Below are 18,030 nucleotides of genomic sequence, written 5' to 3' on the forward strand. Positions count from 1 at the left end.
CTCTTTAGTTCGCTTCCGAGTCAAAAAATTCATTTTTTCCATGTTTCCTTGAGAACGCGAATCCAATTTTTGTAGGCTATTTTTTCAACCTCCTCTTCGCTCCATCCTTCTTTTCTAAGCAAAGCGATCAATTTCGGAACACCACTCACATCTTTCATAGCTTTCGGCACTCGTGTCCCATCAAAATCTGATCCTAAAGACACATGGTCAATTCCAATTCTATCCGCAATGTAATGAATATGTTTGGTTATCTCAGACAACAATGCCCCCTCATTATTCCCGCCGTCTGCTGTTACCATGTTTGGATTAATACTGTATGTCACTCCAATTAATCCATTTGAATCACCGATTGCGTCTATTTGTTTGTCCGTAAGATTACGAGTAACAGGACAAATTTTATGCGCATTGGAATGAGTGGCCACAAGGGGATCCCTACTAATAGTCGCCACATCCCAGAAACCTTTTTCATTCAAGTGAGAAAGATCAACCATTATTCCAAGATGGTTACATTCTTCTACCAATTTCTTCCCGTTTTCTGTAAGACCGGGTCCCGTATCTGGTGTGGAAGGGAATCGATAAGGCACCCCTTCAGCAAACATATTCGCTCTACTCCACACAGGCCCGACCGATCGTAAACCTGCTTCATAAAGGACATGTAACATATTTAAGTCTTCATCAATTCCTTCAGCGCCTTCGATATGTAAAATTCCAGCCATATGCTCGCCAGCTATGGCCTGATCCAGATCCTGAATGGTACGAGCGATTTTAAATCTTCCCTTAGACTGTTTTTCCAACTGTAAAAAACGGGCAACGACCTTGTTTGTATAACGACAGGCATATTCATATTTTAAACATGGAGGCAGTGGTTTTTCATACCCCTTGTCTGTTTTATAAGCAACAGGTAAAGGATCCGTATCAGGGTTGGGGCAGAATACAGCGAAGAAACCTGCGGCAAATCCAGCATTCACTCCTCGCGGCCAATCAATATGACCACTTTTTGTTCCTGAAAAAAAAGGCTGCACATCATTTTCAAAATTCATCAATGTGTCATTGTGACCGTCTATAAAGGGTATTTTCATCAATTCTTCCCTCCCTATCAAATTCAGAATACACGATTATACAATACCTCTACGTCGCCCCCTTTTTTGCTGAAGCTATATTCAAAAATCCCGGCTAAACCGAAAAAAAAGAAAACTTTCTAGTAAGGAATTTATAGAGTTGATGGAGAAAACTGAACAAAATGGTTTGGGGATAGCCTGTAAAACGTTTATGCTCATTATTAGATGGCCATCCCTGATTTTTATGATACCAAATAAGCTTATTATCATTTACCTTACCAATCGGTACCTTTTTAGTAAGGGATCTATTCTCAATATAAAACGAGTCCGGAACATTCTCGAAAAAATAGGATGGAGTATTGTTCCATTCTGGCCACATGGCTCAGGACGGAGTTATGAGAAACATATCTGGATTCAACATTCTGGAGCAACTCCTTCTTGATCAATCAGAAAAGCAGGTGTCATCCTGTTAACAAAAGCCCTGGTGCTGACCAGGGCTTTTTCCTTCATATTTTTGTCTTTTGCTTTTTCGAACGAATCATTGCACGAATTTGACCACGGTGATTTATTTCATCTTCCATCACGTGGAACCACAAATAATAGGGATTGTATTTAACACCATCCGACCACGTTCTTTCTTCAAATAACCAAGAATCGTCCTTTTCTTTCAGTATTTCCAACGTCGTATCCCTTGTCAATTCCATAAGGTCCAGATAGTCATCGACAGTCAAAAAGCGGTATAAATCCCGCGTTTGGCCGCTGAGATCAAGTGCAGGCTCCCATTCTTCTTTTTCATCAGCGGTCATATCTCTTTCTTCAAAGCTGATCACCTGATGGACAAACTCAATTGCCGCGATATGGGAAAGAAGCATACCGATCGAATTACCACCGGGTTCGCACTCATCAAGTTCTTTTTGAGTGAGGTCCGCTACTTCTTGGATCGTCACTGCACGGGTATGTTCAAGCATACACACAAGTTCGCCGATTTTCTCGGTAAAACCTTTTTCTGATTGAACTTGATAAGAAATCATGAATACTTCCTCCTCTTCTTTTTTGCGATACTTCAGGTAGTGAGCTCAACTTCATCCTGTTATTTTAAGCTCATTCAACTTATTCGACACAAGGATGTCATAATCCTCTTTTGAAAGGCACTGGCATCGAATTTTGTAGATATTTTTGTTGTTTAAAGTTTATAATATGACGGTATATGCTAAGTAAACCCAACCGGATATGTCTGTTCGTCAAAACAATGCCATTCCTATAATTCTTTGAGGGAGGGGAACAGAGGATGAATATTAAAGTAGGCATTTGGAACAAGTTGACAAACAAAGACAAAATCATTCTATTAAAAGCGGTAAGTCAACATTCTATTACCAGAAAAACCGCATAATAAAACACGACTCCCAAATAAACTCTCTTCTACTTATCCCCTTACATCGACCCAGCACCTTCGATATTTTCTTGACAAAACCTGCAGATGCAGGTTTTTTTGTCGTTCACATCTATTGATTGTGTAAATTTGCTTTAAGGATAGAACCATCTGCATAAACCCTTTCATGGTCGAATAGGTAAATATCGAAGGACAAGACCGCTCTATTCTACACCTGAAAAGGGGAATGAACATGAAAATTGCTATTTTTACTGATACCTACACACCACAAGTAAACGGTGTTGCCAAGACTCTTAAACGTTTAACGGCGTACCTGGATGGTAAGTCTATTTCCTATCGTGTATATGCCCCTGCCGCGTCAGGAACTAAAGACCATAATCAGAACGTCATTCGTTTCAAAAGTTTCCCTTTCTGGTGTTATCCGGAATGCCGACTGGCATTCCCGCATTTGTCCAAAGTGAAGAAGGATATGAAAGATTTCAAACCCGATTTAATCCATATAGCTACTCCTTTCAATATAGGACTTGTGGGCCTCTATGTGGGAAAGAAGATGAATATTCCTGTTGTAGGTTCTTATCATACGCACTTCGATCAATATTTAGACTACTATCATTTATCTTTTCTAGCCCCTTTCGCTTGGAGATATATGCGTTGGTTCCATCACTCGTTCAAGAAGACCTTCATCCCCTCTCTTCACACTAAACAAAAACTAAAAATCCAAGGATTCCATAACATTAAACTATGGAAAAGAGGGGTTGACCGTAAACATTTCAAACCCATCACTGATTCAGAACAACATGTGAGAAACTATTATAATATTAAAGCTCCTTACCTATTTTCTTATGTGGGGCGGCTCGCCCCTGAAAAAGGATTGGATACACTCATAGAAATTTCAAAGAGGATGCCTCCACATGTAAACAAAAACATTCACTGGCTAATTGTCGGGGACGGGCCGCTTCGGCGATCTCTTCAAATGAAGGCTCCTCTCAATATGACCTTTACTGGTTACCAAGATGGTATAAGGCTGGCGCAAATTTTTGCTTCCTCTACATTATTTGTTTTCCCCTCTGAAACGGAAACATTCGGCAATGTTGCACTTGAGTCACTTGCTTGCGGCACCCCCGTAATCGGTGCTTCTGCGGGAGGAATCCAAGAAATAGTCACCCACAAAAAGACAGGGATTTTATGCCGTCCGGGTGACGTTGAATCGTTTACCACTGCTATTCTCAGCTTACTTTCAGACCCAGCGAAACTGGCCGCCATGAGTAAATTGGCTAGAGAAGAAACTAGAGACTGGGGTTGGGACGATATCTTTGAACAATTATTAAGAGATTATCAAAATGTAGTAGACAATCGTTCACATCCATCTCTCGCTTAAAAATCACCCGGATTATCCAAGGGTCACCTTCATAAGGATGATCCTTATTTTAGATAGAATGAATCACGTTTGTTTTTTACTATGACTCCCCATATATGAGGAGTCATAGTAAAAAACAAACTTCAAGTTTACATAATATATAACTTGTAAACCTACAAGTAAATAAGTTGTCCCAGATCAACAACTAGGCGTATAATGTTAGATTAGTTGATTCATAGGAGGACGACTTTATGAAAACACAAGGAACAAATAAAGTATTAATGGCCGCTCTCTTATTAGCTGGTTCATTTATTACCATTCTTAACCAAACGTTAATGATAACCGCCATTCCTCCAATCATGGATGAAATGAATGTGACTGCAAACTCTGCTCAATGGCTGACGACGGTCTTCATGCTGGTTAATGGCATCATGATCCCTGTCAGTGCTTTTCTCATTGAACGCTTTACTACAAGGCAGCTTTTCATTTCAGCAATGATTATATTTTCCTTTGGAACCATTCTTGGCGGACTTGCAGTGAATTTTCCTCTTCTTCTATTAGGAAGGGTTGTCCAATCTGCAGGCGCTGGTGTCATGCTCCCTTTGATGCAGACTGTATTTCTTATGATTTTCCCCGTTCATAAACGAGGAACAGCCATGGGTTATATCGGGCTCGTCATTTCTTTTGCTCCTGCAATCGGGCCTGCATTAAGTGGTTATATTACATCCGCATATTCGTGGAGATATTTATTTTGGATGATTCTCCCACTTGCCATTTTAATTATCGTTCTAGCCTCATTCATTTTGAAGAATGTGACCGAACTGAGTTATCCCAAAGTAGATCCTATTTCCATTATCCTGTCATCCATAGGTTTTGGAGGATTACTTTATGGTTTCACCCTTGCAGGTAATCAGGGTTGGACAAGTATTGACACGGTTACTGTCCTGATTATCGGATCAGTAACATTGACATTATTCATTTTGAGACAATTAAGAATGCGCCATCCCATGCTTGAATTTCGGGTGTTCAAATACCCTGTATTCGCTATTACGACAGCCATCGCTATGATTACATTCTTAGGTTTAATCGGTGCTGAGACATTAATCCCGCTTTACATGCAGGACATGCGAGACTTCACAGCTTTTGAATCTGGGCTTGCGCTTCTTCCAGGAGCCGTTATCACGGCATTCATGTCCCCCATTACCGGACGGATTTTTGACAAAATCGGTGCCCGCTTGCTAGCAATCGTAGGATTGACTATAATAACGGGATCTACACTCGCATTTTCATTCTTAAATATTGAAACGACGTTTACCACTATTACCGTGTTGTATTCCATCCGTATGTTTGGGCTGTCCATGGTTATGATGCCTGTAACAACAGCTGGATTGAATCAACTTCCGAAAAAACTTATTCCTCACGGTGCAGCCATGAGTAACACCATGCGGATGGTAGCTGCGTCTGTAGGTACGGCTATTCTCGTTACCGTTATGACGACAACCGCTCAAGCAGCTGAAAATGATCCAACGGTTAATCATCCATCCATTTATGGAGTGAATATCGCCTTCTTCATCGTGACGGTCCTTACCATTGTCGGACTCGTCCTCGCCTTTTTCGTGAGACGAACGTATCCGCCAGATGAAGAACAGGCCTACATTCCTGACCAAACAGAAGCAACTAAAACTGTAGAAAATGCATAAATAAGAGAAAAGTCAGGAGAAACTTATCAGCAGAATAAAAAATGGCAGATTTGGAGCCAAACCGCTGGTCATTTAAAAAATGCTTCCCTGAAAAGGGAAGCGTTTCAGCTTGTAGAGAAACCCCGTGTTTTTCTACAAGCTTTTTTCTTGCCTCCAGGAGCACAGACCATTCCCTTTCCGCGGACGAACGCCCGAGCCTTCTCGTGAAACCCACACTGCGGGGTCTCGGATCGCCCGTTTTTCCGCAGGAGTGTCATGGTCTGTGCTCTTTGCTCTAGCTTATAGCCAAAAAAGACTCTCCTCCATCTAACTTCCTCTAGCTAAATGGAGGGCAATCTTTTTCATGAATTTACTGTTCCAATTTACGCTCAGAACGAATGCCATAAATATAACCGATAAACATCATCTTAAATACAACCACAGGGTCCAACGATGTACGACCGTTATTTTCCGAATAGAAGGAACGGACTTTTTCAGGGATAAAAGAGAAATCTATGTATTGATCAATCTTACGAAGTAAGTGGTCTTCAGGCACAAGATCTTCAATAGTCACCATCCAGCTCATTTTGTCGATCTTTCCTTGATTGAAACAAATCATCACCGCCTAAAAAAGATTTCTATCTTTAGGGTAACAAACAACAAAAGGTAAATTGAGATCAAAATCAAAAAAATAAGGCTGTCGAGAACTTTCTCGACAGCCTGAAACGCTTCCCTGAAAAGGGAAGCTTTTTTTACTACTTAAACAATTCATCACTCTGATAATCTTCGAGACTGATAATCGTTTGTTCATCTCTCACACATTTGGCAAGCTCAGCTCCTACATATGGTCCACTGGTTAACCCAGAAGCTCCAAGACCATTGGCCATCCATACATGGTCATTCCCAGGAACTCTGCCAATCACAGGTAAGGACCCGGGGGTATAAGGGCGGTATCCAACTTTAGTACCTATATAAGTCGCATCTGCAAGTCCCGGAGCTACTCGAAGAGCCTTATCCATCAGCTGATGGACTGCCCCAGCAGTTACTCTGGTATCTGCCACACTCTCTTTCGTAGCCCCCACCACAACTCTCCCTTTGCTGAATGCAAGGATGTAATGGTTAAATGGAGGAAGCATCACAGGCCACGAATCTGTATCATATTCATTCATCTCAAGATGAATGATTTGGGCCTTTTCAAACGTGATGTTTGGTGTCAACGCAGTTGGCATAAACAACTCTCTTGCCCACGCTCCATTGGTAATAATAATGTGATCAGAGAAAAAATTTTCCCCTCCTACACTCACCCCATCAATACGATCCTTTTCCATAACCAACGCTGCTTCTCCTTGTTTCAAACGGGCTCCTAGCTTCTGAGCAGCACGCAAGAGCGAAGCAGCCATAGCGCCACCATTCACACGAGCAGCACCAGAGATATGGACAGCATGATAATGGTCAGCAACAGGTGGAAATAGTTTCTTCGTTTCTTCAGGATATAATTTTGTGATTTCTCCCATCTCTGGATTCTCCTGCTTCCTTTTATAAGCAACGTTCATTTTCTTATCCAACTTTTCTTCCGTATCAAAGATATTTATGGCCCCAACCTGTTTATAACCGGTCTCTGTTTCCCCGTATTGAGAGAGCTCTTCCATCAGGTGAGGGTAATATTTCGCTCCTCTGGTAACAAGATGATACCATGCTTTATTGCTTCTGTTTGTGAGCCATGGACAGACAATCCCTGCTGCATTACGAGTAGCTTGAGCAGGATCATGCCGGTCAACAACCAGCACCTCTTCTCCCTTTTCAGCTAAGTGATAGGCTGTGGAAGCTCCTAAAATTCCAGCTCCAATGATGATATGCTTCATAAATAAACACCTTCATTATTTTGACTTAAGACTGCAGCTATTTTACAGGAATACCTGATGGGCGTCCATGTTTATGAAGAAGTTAAAATAAAACCAGCTTTGTTCCCACTGCGAAATCACACGTTCTTTGAGTAGGTGAAGTTAAAATTGTCGTGCAGTTTTCACAAGGTGGCTCTGATCTCTGGAAGAACCAAAAATATGATAGGCGTAAGTTTTTTTATAAGCCGAAAGCCGATGAATATCTCATCCGTTTTTTATATCCTATTTTTCACATAGGTCCGGGCTAACTTATCATGGATCGAACGTTTATCTTCACGAAAAGCGATCATGAATGCACTGATGATTGATGCTATACCGAATGTAGCTATGCCTAGAAATAGCTTTCCAATTATTTCTCTAATGAATATTTGCAGCAGTCCAACCGGCTGGTCTCCTTCTTTTCTGATTTGAATAGTGAGGACCCTTTTTCCAATCACATACCCATTCCATATAACAGGAAGGATCGTCATATAAGCGGCATAAACAATATCCCATGCCCACCCTTGAGTAATGTTATTCGTCCATTCTCCTTGATACATGAACCAAATAAGGTTTAAAGGTACAGTTATCATCAATCCATCAAGAAGTAATGCCCATAATCGACTCCAAAATCCAGCCCTTTCCAATAGCTCCCCTCCTCTTCCCATCTGCGAAATGAAGGGATCTCTCTACTTCATACGATCGTTGTCCTCTAAAATTGCGAGTTTTCTTCTTCTAATAAAAGCGGGAAATCTTTAACCATACTTTCTCCCTACACACCTTTCCTCTTTTAACCTCTCAATCTTTTCCTTCCACTCTATCATGAACGGAGCGGATGAAATATGTTAATCTAATCTTGTAGAAAAGGAGGGCGACAATGAATCAAGAGATGAAAATAGGAATGGCGTTGATCGGAAGCTTTTTACTATTAACGGTCGGCTTATTTAGAATTTTCAGTGATGAACTTAAGGACGTCCCACTAATAGTCGCCTATATTCTCACAATTTCCGGACTCGTCGGGGCCATTACAAACGGTTGGAAATGGAAACAGCGTGGGGATTAATAGAATGAGTTTTGAGAGATACTAGACTGGTCCACACCTCATTAGGACATTCAAGACTACCATTGGGACAACGCCAAACAAGACCGTCGACCTCATTCCAGAAACTTACCCTCAAAAGACTATGTAAAAAAAGAACCTGCTCCGAAAGCAGGTTCATGCCATGAGATCTGATTTGGTCTCAGTTATTTTATTTTGAAGATAAATAACTGTTTCTTTATCGGAAGAGACAGGATAATGATAGTCTTGTTGATAGGGTTCATGGCCTTTCCCTGTGATGAGGATCCAATCTCCCTGGCTACTATTCATTACCGCTTCTTCAATGGCCAAGGTCCGGTCAGGGATAATTCGCCCCTGCGTGTCACCATATTCGTGTTGCAATTGTTCAAGCGTGTAAACCATATCTTCATAACTTTCGGAATTCAAATCATCGAGAGTGAGAATATAGGCATCAGACCTTATGGCGGAGGCCCCGATCATCTCCCCTCTTTTGGTTTGGTCACGGTTTCCTCGGAACCCAAAGACATGAATTAAAGATTCCGCTCCTTGTTGTCTAGCCGTATCTAATACATGTTCGATGCTATCTGCTGTATGAGCGTAATCAATGACAACAGTCGCACCGTTATCCAGTTCATAACATTCAAATCGCCCATTAATCCCTGGTAAAGAAAGGAAAGCTTCCGTTATCGATGGAGAAGATAATCCGAGAAGCCGTCCGATCGCATACGCTTCTAAGCTGTTATATACGTTATGAGCCCCTTGAAGGGGTGATTTTATAGTTACTTCTTCGTCCTGAACTTTAACAGTTCCTGAAAAATGATCCGTATCGATATCCTTAATGATCATTTCATTCTCCATTTGATGGCCAACCTTCCAGTGAGGAATGTTCTCTTTAGATAAGTTTATAGAAAGCTTTTCTCCCCATAAATCATCTACATTGATGACAGCTTTTCCTTGCGGTTTCAACATATAGAACAATTTGGATTTAGCTGCAAAGTAATCTTCCATAGAGGAGTGATAATCCAAATGGTCTTTATATAAATTCGTGAACACACAGAAATCGAACATAACACCTTCGAGGCGGTATTGATCAAGGCCGTGGGAGGAAACTTCCATCACAACCACATCATCATCACTTTCATAAAGAAGCTGCTGAAGCATCGGCGCACTCGGGGTCGTCTGAATGCCCGGTACGACATTGTCATTGACAACATAATCAATCGTACCGAACATACTGCATGAATAACCGTTCTGTTCACATATGTGTTTAATCATATGACTGGTTGTCGTTTTTCCATTGGTTCCTGTTACCCCAATGACAATTTTATCTTTGGAGGGATAGCCATAGAAGGCACTTGCAATTTTCCCTAGTGCTCGCCTGCTGTTAATGGTGCGAAGACAAACAACATTTTTATGAGTTACTGTCTCCTCGGAAATAACTACTGATGCACCATTATCGATCGCTTCATCTATAAAATGGTGCCCATCCACTTGATAACCTCGTACAGCTACGAAAACATATCCATCTTCCACTTCCCGAGAGTCATCCGTAACACCAGAGATGGTTTGACTTTTATCGATCTCTATTTCCGCGTCTTGTTGATTTAATAATTGCAAAATCTCTTGTACCTTCATTGTCGGTTTCTCCTTTGAATTGTGTTACATGTTCCATCCCCTATTTTAAAGGAATGTACACAGGTGCGGGCGGTTTGTAGAAGAGATGTAAATGAATTTTAATATGATCGCCAATAAAATGGGAAATTGTGTATGATCCGTTACTTTTTCATAGTTTTTGTTTTCTTGATTCACTATTCTTTCATAAATGGAACGAAAATATTTTCCATCTGCCGTTTGAACACTATGATCGTCCACGAACGGGTGAAGACCGGGGAACATATAAATCGTTTGATGGTAATTGGTTTTTGTTTTTATAATAGCTCCAGTTCCCCCGCGTCTTTAAAGACCCTTTTTCTATTTTCTTTGGGTACGCCTTATGCTGAAAAAACTTATCCACCTTGACCTTTTCAAATGAAAAGTTATATAAAAAGTGAAACTTTTAGAATCGATTGACGTATACATAAGTGTTCAGAAACAACCTTTGTTTCGTTGTTCTTTTTAATCAAACCTTGTGATATGGTTGAAATCTGAACACAAAATGGAAAGGAGTTTACATATGAGCAAACGAATAATTGCAAGTATTATTGCTGCAAGTATTTTGATCATTGCCCTCTCGTTTCAACTTGTCGGTTCCTTCATTGAGGGAGATGAAGACGAAACGGACGCCATGGGGCTTTTCTCAAACAGTGAAAAATTAGAGGAAAAAGTGGTGGAACGTGGATCCAGCAACAAACGAATTGTTGAATTAAGCCTTGAAGGCGCGATTATCGACAACCCGAGTACGAACCCTAATCCATTCGGTGGAGGTGGATATCAGCATGATCGCTTCCTGAAAAAATTAGAAACGATTAAAGAAGATGCATCCATCAAAGGTGTCCACCTATATGTGAATTCACCTGGTGGAGGCGTCTATGAAAGTGCTGAAATTCACGACAAACTTCTTGAAATACAAGAAGCAGGAAAAACGATATATGTTTCTATGGGGAACATGGCTGCTTCCGGGGGATATTATATCTCCGCTCCTGCTGATCGTATATTCGCCAGTAATGATACTTTCACAGGCTCTTTGGGAGTCATAATGGAAAGTATTAATTATCAAGAGCTTGCCAATGAATATGGTGTGAAGTTCAATACAATCAAAAGTGGCGAATTTAAAGACATTATGAGTCCGACAAAAGAAATGACCGATGCAGATCGTGAAATTCTGCAAACCCTGGTAGATGAGTCTTATCAACAGTTTGTAGATGTAATTGCCGAGGGACGCGACATGTCCGAAAATCGCGTCAAGGAACTTGCTGATGGCCGCATTTATTCAGGAAAACAAGCCGTGGAAAACGGACTCGTGGATGAGATCGGATTCCGTGAAGATACGTTGAAAGCATTAAAAGAAGAAATTGGCGGCGACCCACAAGTGTTCGAATACAAGAACAATATGGCCTCCTTTTTTAACTTGCCGTTTGCTGAAAGCTTGATGCCAAATAGCGAAATACGCTACATTGAAAAATTAATCAGCCAACGTCAAGGGCCTAGAATGATGTATATGTACACAGAATAAGGAGGGGAAAATATGGATACAACTAACCAACATCCAAATGATGATCGTCTCTCATCTATTGTCCATAACCAAAAAGATGACCTCCAAAAACTGTTGTATGCGGGCTTTGGTTCTAGATTTGCCGCTTACATCATTGATTTGCTCGTCATTTGGAGTTTGAATACAATAGTGACACGCCCTCTATTACGGTTGTTAAACCTTGAAGAAGCGCAGTTATGGGTGCCGATGTTCAGTGCGCATAACATAACCACCTCTATCATCTTTTTCGTCTATTTCATTCTTATGACGAAAATTTTCCGTGCCACATTAGGAAAGATGATTTTCGGGTTGTCTGTCGTTTCGTTCAAGGATGATACATTAACAAATGGACAAATCATTTTCAGAGAATGTATCGGGCGTTATATTAGCATGGCTGTCTTGGGCATTCCCTATTTAGTGGTCGCCTTCACAAAGCGCCATCAAGGAATCCACGACCTTTTTGCCGATACTTCTGTCATAAAAAATAAATTCAGTAAATTGAATCATACGATTGAGAGACGTCCAGAAACCGTATAAAAAAAACGCCTGCTCCCATCGAGGGATAGCAGGCGTTTTTTTAATGAATCCTAACGAGATGGATCTTGTTTCCCAGTACCGTTCGTTTCCCCTTTCTCACGACGAAGAGCGTTCAAATCTTTTTTACTTTTGTTTTTAGCTTTTTTACCCACTATGATTCCCCCCCTTCCCTAAATAGTTTGTATCGTATTATTAAATCCATGTAATAAACACTAAGGTGAAATGATATGCCCTTTCCATAGAAAACACTCAAAAATTTGCCTGTGAGCTAACTAAACACCCATGGCTTCAACATTCCTCCTATATTGACTAAACCGATTCGACTCTCCACAAAAACACTATGGAAAGATTAGATTTCAACAGGGTAAATCACCGCTATCTGTACATAATAAAAAGCAAATAATGGAGAGAGGGTGAGAAAATGGAGCCACCTATCAATATTTCCCAAATCATTCAGGAAAAAAGGAAAAATCATCATATAACCATAAAAAAAGTAGATGTGGGCGATCATCCTGTTCATGTGATGTACATCCCTGCCATTGTGGATATTAAACAAATTCAGGATTCCATTTTACTTCCTCTATCCGAATGGGAGGACCGTGAAAAAGCGCCGCTCCCTCATTCTTTTTCTGCAGAACCTTTGATTCAATTGAAAAGTCATGAGGATGTGGATCAACATCTCCTCGACGGATTTACTTTACTATTTGAACGAGATATGGCTTATGCCGTTGATTCGGCCCAGTTTGCTTATCGTTCGATTCAGGAACCTGTGTCCGAGATGACTTTACGAGGGTCTCGGGATGGCTTCATTGAATCGCTTGAAATGAATATCGCTTTATTACGTGTACATTTACGTTCAACAAATTTAAAATTCGAAGAGTTCAAACTTGGTACTCGTTCTTATACGAGTGTATCGGTTGCTTATATAGAGGGGGCAGCTAATGAAGAACTTTTACAAGATGTAAGAAATCGTTTAAATGCGGTGAAAGAAGATTACATACCAGATGGCGGAGTGGTTGAACAATTAATTGAGAAAAACAACTACTCCCTTTTTCCTGAGATTCAGGAGACGGAGCGGCCAACAAAGGTATCGAGCGCTCTTGTTGAAGGAAGGGTGGCTATATTCGTGGAAGGTTCACCATCAGTCCTCCTGGCGCCTACCACCTTAAATGCCTTATTTCAACAAGCGGATGACTACAATTTCAAATGGATTCCTGCATCACTGATCCGCCTAATGCGATACATGGCTGCACTTCTTGCTGTGATGTTGCCATCCATCTACATTTCCCTAATTTCATATCACCATGGGCTGATTCCTACTGATCTCGCTATCTCCATTGCGAAAACCAGAGAAGGTGTGCCCATTCCGTCATTTATGGAAGCGCTGATTATGCAACTGACGATTGAGGTGCTGAGAGAAGCTGGGATTCGCCTGCCAAAGCCTATCGGGCCAGCAGTCAGTATTGTTGGTGCGATTGTCCTGGGGGAAGCGGCTGTAACAGCAGGAATTGTCAGCCCATTGATGGTTATTGTGGTATCCTTTGCAGCCATTTGTTCCTTTACAATTGCCGATTACGCCCTAAGCCTCGCTTTTAGAACTATTAGTTTCGTCATGCTTTTAGCGGCAGCCACCCTAGGCATTTATGGGTTAATTTTAGTAATCTTTGCTGTAAGCATTCACCTTATCCATTTCCAAAGTTTTTCCACCCCATACTTGGAACCTTTTGCGCCTTTTTATATTAAACGCTGGAAAGACTCTTTGATTCGCTTCAAGCTAAAAAAAGGAGGAGGCCGCATTGAGTGATTTAAAGCAAATGACTATGCTGCAGCTGATTGTCGTTTTTATATCCACCATGATAGGGATCGGCATCATCCTCATGCCCCGTGACCTTGCTAAAGAGGTGGATTCTCCGGACCTTTGGGTCAGTATTATTTTTGGAGCTTTAGCTGTCTCTGTCGTTATATGTATATACGTCACATTAGCCGTTCGTTATCCAGGGCTTACTTTCTTTGAAATGTCATCCACCATTATGGGGAAATTTTTCGGTTGGATTTTTAACTTTTTATTTGTCGTTTACAGCTTGATTGTGGCTGCCTATATTTTAAGAATAACAGCTGGTATCATAAATAATTATTTATTAGACGTAACTCCCCTATACACAGTGGTAGGTTCTTTCCTACTTGTAAGCATGTACTTGATCTACAACGGAGCGGGAGATATCGTCCGATTTTTCCAGCTGTATTTTCCAATTATGATGTTCATGTTCTTCGTTCTTTGTTTACTAAGTATAAAAAACCTAGACATGCAAAATGTGAGACCCGTCCTGCAAAACAATTTTGGAGCCACCTTCAGTGGTATCAAAATTACATTTTTCTCTTATTTAGGAATGGAATTCTTACTCATTTTCGCTAAGCTGATCAAAAAGAGAAAAGCCAAACATCTACTGGTTACCATGTGGACTAGTATCAGTTTGACAGCCCTGATTTATGTTGTTTTTCACATTATATCGATAGGTGTCTTAGGGGTTGAGGAGTTGAAAGAAATCACTTTTCCGACGATTGAAATGGCCAAGAGTATCGAATTTCAGGGATTTTTCTTTGAACGGTTCGAGCTCATTTTCCTTTTCGGATGGTTGACCACTGCTTTCACCTCTTTCACCGCCTATACGTATGCATCGACGCTAGGCTTCAAAAGTCTGTTCAAACCGACCCGGTGGTTTCTACCTGTCGCAGGAGTGTTCATATTTATTTTAACTATGCTGCCTAAAGGGTTGACAGAAGTTTTTCATTATTCGACCCACATCCAAATAATTTCTTTCATGGCCATCGTTGTGCTTCCAGTCATACTGTTAATTGTTTCTCTGTTCAGGGGGAATTCCTATGCATCCTCTTAAATCGATTTTCATATGGATGGTGATGCTCATTCTCCTCACTGGCTGCTGGGACATTAAGGAAATTGAGGATGTAGGAATTATTGTTGGGGTCGGCCTGGATGTAGATAGTAATGATGACAATTTGACAATGGTCAATCAATACGTGGTACCAGGGAAGATTCCAACACAACAAGACAGCTCGCCGCAAAGCGTCCCATTCCAAAATATCAGCATGACAGGAGATACGTTCTTTGAAATCATCCGTATGAATTCATTGGAAAGCAACCGGCCGCCCAACTACACACACTTGAAATCGATTTTGTCCTCAACGAAGATCTTTGAAAAAGAACGGGCCGATCAAGTTCTCGATATTTTTATCAGAGACCACGAATTCCGACGGACCACTCCTGTTTTTATCACCCGCGATCCTGTCCTGGATATCCTTAACACGGAGCCGGAAAAAGAAGTGTTTCCAGCCATTCAAATAAAGTCCTTAAGCGAGAATTACCAAATCAATAATAAAAATCCAAAGAATTTAACGGTTGGGGATATGTCTCAATATATATCTGAGAAAAAGAGCTTCTTGATTCCAGGTGTATCCCTGGAAGAGGGAAAAGTAAAATCCTCGGGGGCAGGGATTATTGAAGCAAAGAGTTCCCACTATCTCGGCTGGATCGACATAGATGACATGGAAGGCGTCCGATATATGCATAACAATGTCGTGGGTGGATTCATCTACCTTAAGGAGGAAAAATTAAAAGAAGGGCCTGTCATTTTAGAAATTAAAGGAGCGAATACTAAATTTAAAACAAACGTACAAGGTGATGACCTTAAAATGAAGGTCCAAGTGAACATATCAAGCGTCCTCGCAGAAGACTGGGGACTTGGGCGCAATGTATTTAAAAAATCGTGGAAAAATGAGTTAGAAGAGGCCGCGAACGAGACCATCAAAGAAAAAATAGAACGAATTCTCGAACTTGCCCAACAAGAATACCAAACTGACTTTCTAAACCTATCCAAATGGGTTCAAATCCACGAGCCTAAATATTGGGAAAAACACGAAAAAGAGTGGGATAAACTCTTTCCGGAGCTGGATATCAGCGTTGATGTCCATACGGAAATTACTGACTTTGGAACACAGAATTTCAATGCTAAATAAATCGGGGATTTCCCTGGTTTATTTAGCATTCGTTTTTGTTTTCTCTTGCTCATTCTAACCTATAGGATTACCGAGTCCAATTTAAGCTGTATAAAAGTAACCAATCGTAAGCTTTGCTTTCCTTTTAAAAAGATCGTAAAATTTTCCATAAGATAAAAAAAGGGGCTGAGAAATATGGGACAAGAAATAAAAGGTAAAATTGCTTACGTTACGGGAGCTGGACGAGGGATTGGTCGAGCTACCGCTATTCAACTCGCCCAAGAGGGTGTCCACGTAGGTTTAATCGCTCGGACAGAGAGCCGTCTGGAAAAATTGGCTGACGAAGTTCGTTCTTATGGAGTCAATGCAAGCTACTCTCCCATCGATATTTCAGATATCAATCAAGTGGAGAATGGAGTAGCCCACTTAGAAAAAGAACTAGGAAGAGCAGATATCTTGATTAATAATGCAGGTATAGGTATTTATGGGAACTTCCTGGAATTAGAGCCTGAAGAATGGAAACGTACATTTGAAGTAAATGTTTTCGGTACGTATCATGTTACCAGGGCAGTGCTTCCAGGCATGATTGAAAAAGATCAAGGGGACATTATTAATATCTCCTCAAGCAACGGTTTGAAAGGTACAGCTAAATCTACGGCGTACAGTGGTTCCAAATTCGCCCTTCAAGGAATGACAGAGGCTCTTATGCAGGAAGTAAGAAGGAACAACATCCGTGTGTTCACACTAAACCCAAGTCTTGTAGCGACAGAGCTCGCGTTTGGAGACCATTTAGAAGAACATGATAAGGAAAAATATATGCAACCGGAAGATTTGGCCGAGTATATGGTATCCCAATTAAAACTCCATCCTCGTATCTTCATAAAGCAATCCCTGCAATGGGCGACCAACCCTTTTTAATATAGGAAATCGGACTCCTTGGCAGCTGCTAAATTTCGAATTCTGTAAAAAAGAGAGCAGTCTGGCCCATATCTGGACAGCCTGCTCTTCTTTTTAATGTTTATTATTCCTTCATCCATTGAGGTTTTCCGAAGCCTTTAAACTCTTCATCCATAATTTTTTCAAATTCATCCGACTCAATGACTTCCTTAATATCTTTTACAAATGGAGTCTCTAAATCATCGGTATTGACCGCTACCCGGTTGCGATAATCATCCGGCATGTCTTCAAGAGCAAGTGAATCTAACAAGTCCATTCCTGCGGCCAGCGCATAGTTTCCGGGAACCATGGCCAAATCTTCACTTTCTACAAGGCGGGGCAATTGTCCTGCTTCCACTTCCACAAACTCAATCTCTTTCTTGTTTTTTTCAATGTCTTTCAACGAAGCACGCAAGGGATCTACACTGTCGTCAACTTCGATAAGACCTTCATCTTCTAATACAGTTAAGGCACGGGCTAAATTTGTAGGATCGTTGGGTACCCCCATCGTACTCCCGTTTTCAATACTCTCCATATCCTCATATGTATTGGAATAAACCCCCATAGGAGCCGTTGGAACGGTAATGACATCCGATAAATCCAGATTGTTTTCTTTAGCAAAAGACTCTAAATAAATTTTGTGTTGAAATAAGTTGGCATCCAAATCGCCATTCGCTAAGGCTTTGTTTGGTTGCACATAATCTGTGAATTCCTTATTCGTCACCCCGTACCCTTTTTCTTCAAGTAAAGGAATTATGGCTTTAGTGACCATATCACTGTATGGTCCAGTTGTAGCCCCGAATCGAATGGTTTCTTTTTCCGAAGCGTCTGCACTTCCCTCTTCTCCCCCACATGCCGTTAATAAAGGAATGCTCAGGATTATGATTGCAAATAAAAAGAATTTTTTCATGATGTTTCCTCCTTCAATTTTT

Annotated in this window: 15 protein-coding genes and 1 pseudogene; 9 read left to right on the plus strand and 7 right to left on the minus strand. The window is 40.9% G+C overall.

Annotated features, from left to right (window positions below):
* Positions 1-29 precede the first annotated feature (29 nt).
* Together BLW54_RS10840 and BLW54_RS10850 are read right to left on the minus strand one after the other, a co-directional pair.
* Positions 30-1,079, minus strand: a complete 1,050-nt coding sequence (locus BLW54_RS10840; RefSeq protein ID WP_074734545.1) for a dipeptidase — start codon at positions 1,077-1,079, stop codon at positions 30-32.
* 485 nt (positions 1,080-1,564) lie between these two features.
* On the minus strand, positions 1,565-2,089 hold the full coding sequence (locus BLW54_RS10850) for a DinB family protein (protein ID WP_035504759.1): 525 nt from the start codon (positions 2,087-2,089) through the stop codon (positions 1,565-1,567).
* Between the two features lie 591 nt (positions 2,090-2,680).
* Here BLW54_RS10850 and BLW54_RS10855 point away from each other — a divergent pair.
* Together BLW54_RS10855 and BLW54_RS10860 are read left to right on the plus strand one after the other, a co-directional pair.
* Complete coding sequence (locus BLW54_RS10855) at positions 2,681-3,826, plus strand: glycosyltransferase family 4 protein (protein ID WP_074734551.1); 1,146 nt, start codon at positions 2,681-2,683, stop codon at positions 3,824-3,826.
* Between the two features lie 230 nt (positions 3,827-4,056).
* Entirely contained in the window at positions 4,057-5,505 is a 1,449-nt protein-coding gene (locus BLW54_RS10860; protein ID WP_074734554.1) for an MDR family MFS transporter, read from the plus strand.
* Between the two features lie 358 nt (positions 5,506-5,863).
* On the opposite strand, the pseudogene BLW54_RS10870 reads toward BLW54_RS10860, so the two are convergent.
* From BLW54_RS10870 to BLW54_RS10880, 3 genes and pseudogenes are all read right to left on the minus strand, one after another.
* A pseudogene (locus tag BLW54_RS10870) lies at positions 5,864-6,070 on the minus strand (transposase); the annotation flags it as partial.
* A gap of 169 nt (positions 6,071-6,239) precedes the next feature.
* Entirely contained in the window at positions 6,240-7,346 is a 1,107-nt protein-coding gene (locus tag BLW54_RS10875; protein WP_074734559.1) for an NAD(P)/FAD-dependent oxidoreductase, read from the minus strand.
* Between the two features lie 254 nt (positions 7,347-7,600).
* Positions 7,601-8,011 (minus strand): RDD family protein, encoded by a 411-nt coding sequence (locus BLW54_RS10880; protein WP_167358806.1) that lies wholly within the window; start codon positions 8,009-8,011, stop codon positions 7,601-7,603.
* A 230-nt stretch (positions 8,012-8,241) separates the two neighbouring features.
* On the opposite strand from BLW54_RS10880, the gene BLW54_RS10885 reads away from it, so the two are divergent.
* Positions 8,242-8,427: a hypothetical protein gene (locus BLW54_RS10885; RefSeq protein ID WP_035504749.1), complete on the plus strand. Its 186-nt coding sequence runs from the start codon at positions 8,242-8,244 to the stop codon at positions 8,425-8,427.
* Between the two features lie 153 nt (positions 8,428-8,580).
* Here the strand turns inward: BLW54_RS10885 and BLW54_RS10890 are convergent, their stop codons facing one another.
* Positions 8,581-10,059 carry a UDP-N-acetylmuramoyl-L-alanyl-D-glutamate--2,6-diaminopimelate ligase gene (locus tag BLW54_RS10890; RefSeq protein WP_074734565.1) on the minus strand — a complete coding sequence of 493 codons (1,479 nt, stop codon included), beginning with the start codon at positions 10,057-10,059 and terminating at the stop codon, positions 8,581-8,583.
* A 538-nt stretch (positions 10,060-10,597) separates the two neighbouring features.
* On the opposite strand from BLW54_RS10890, the gene sppA reads away from it, so the two are divergent.
* The 6 genes from sppA to BLW54_RS10920 all read left to right on the plus strand — a co-directional run bounded on the left by sppA (position 10,598) and on the right by BLW54_RS10920 (position 17,080).
* Positions 10,598-11,596 (plus strand): signal peptide peptidase SppA, encoded by a 999-nt coding sequence (gene sppA, locus BLW54_RS10895; protein WP_074734568.1) that lies wholly within the window; start codon positions 10,598-10,600, stop codon positions 11,594-11,596.
* Between the two features lie 12 nt (positions 11,597-11,608).
* A complete protein-coding gene (locus BLW54_RS10900) occupies positions 11,609-12,151 on the plus strand; it encodes an RDD family protein (RefSeq protein ID WP_074734570.1) in 543 nt (180 codons plus the stop codon).
* A gap of 421 nt (positions 12,152-12,572) precedes the next feature.
* On the plus strand, positions 12,573-13,955 hold the full coding sequence (locus BLW54_RS10905) for a spore germination protein (protein ID WP_035504744.1): 1,383 nt from the start codon (positions 12,573-12,575) through the stop codon (positions 13,953-13,955).
* Positions 13,948-15,045, plus strand: coding sequence for a GerAB/ArcD/ProY family transporter (locus tag BLW54_RS10910; protein ID WP_074734572.1), 1,098 nt, complete (start codon positions 13,948-13,950; stop codon positions 15,043-15,045). The genes BLW54_RS10905 and BLW54_RS10910 overlap by 8 nt, the downstream gene beginning before the upstream one ends.
* Positions 15,032-16,183, plus strand: a complete 1,152-nt coding sequence (locus BLW54_RS10915) for a Ger(x)C family spore germination protein (RefSeq protein WP_074734574.1) — start codon at positions 15,032-15,034, stop codon at positions 16,181-16,183. Before BLW54_RS10910 ends, BLW54_RS10915 begins: the two co-directional genes overlap by 14 nt.
* A gap of 174 nt (positions 16,184-16,357) precedes the next feature.
* The gene (locus BLW54_RS10920; protein ID WP_074734576.1) at positions 16,358-17,080 is read left to right on the plus strand and encodes a 3-ketoacyl-ACP reductase; all 723 of its coding nucleotides are present in this window, start codon (positions 16,358-16,360) and stop codon (positions 17,078-17,080) included.
* Between the two features lie 103 nt (positions 17,081-17,183).
* Here BLW54_RS10920 and BLW54_RS10925 read toward each other — a convergent pair whose 3' ends face one another.
* Positions 17,184-18,008, minus strand: coding sequence for a MetQ/NlpA family ABC transporter substrate-binding protein (locus tag BLW54_RS10925; RefSeq protein ID WP_083391512.1), 825 nt, complete (start codon positions 18,006-18,008; stop codon positions 17,184-17,186).
* Positions 18,009-18,030: the final 22 nt, after the last annotated feature.

Source organism: Halobacillus karajensis, from assembly GCF_900108515.1.
GTDB classification, from domain to species: Bacteria; Bacillota; Bacilli; order Bacillales; family Halobacillaceae; genus Halobacillus; species Halobacillus karajensis.

Coding starts and splice junctions, on each gene's coding strand:
- BLW54_RS10840 (WP_074734545.1), bottom strand. CDS start 1,079: ATGAAAATACCCTTTATAGACGGTCACAATGACACATTGATGAATTTT.
- BLW54_RS10860 (WP_074734554.1), top strand. CDS start 4,057: ATGAAAACACAAGGAACAAATAAAGTATTAATGGCCGCTCTCTTATTA.
- BLW54_RS10850 (WP_035504759.1), bottom strand. CDS start 2,089: ATGATTTCTTATCAAGTTCAATCAGAAAAAGGTTTTACCGAGAAAATC.
- sppA (WP_074734568.1), top strand. CDS start 10,598: ATGAGCAAACGAATAATTGCAAGTATTATTGCTGCAAGTATTTTGATC.
- BLW54_RS10905 (WP_035504744.1), top strand. CDS start 12,573: ATGGAGCCACCTATCAATATTTCCCAAATCATTCAGGAAAAAAGGAAA.
- BLW54_RS10925 (WP_083391512.1), bottom strand. CDS start 18,008: ATGAAAAAATTCTTTTTATTTGCAATCATAATCCTGAGCATTCCTTTA.
- BLW54_RS10855 (WP_074734551.1), top strand. CDS start 2,681: ATGAAAATTGCTATTTTTACTGATACCTACACACCACAAGTAAACGGT.
- BLW54_RS10920 (WP_074734576.1), top strand. CDS start 16,358: ATGGGACAAGAAATAAAAGGTAAAATTGCTTACGTTACGGGAGCTGGA.
- BLW54_RS10900 (WP_074734570.1), top strand. CDS start 11,609: ATGGATACAACTAACCAACATCCAAATGATGATCGTCTCTCATCTATT.
- BLW54_RS10875 (WP_074734559.1), bottom strand. CDS start 7,346: ATGAAGCATATCATCATTGGAGCTGGAATTTTAGGAGCTTCCACAGCC.
- BLW54_RS10890 (WP_074734565.1), bottom strand. CDS start 10,059: ATGAAGGTACAAGAGATTTTGCAATTATTAAATCAACAAGACGCGGAA.
- BLW54_RS10885 (WP_035504749.1), top strand. CDS start 8,242: ATGAATCAAGAGATGAAAATAGGAATGGCGTTGATCGGAAGCTTTTTA.
- BLW54_RS10915 (WP_074734574.1), top strand. CDS start 15,032: ATGCATCCTCTTAAATCGATTTTCATATGGATGGTGATGCTCATTCTC.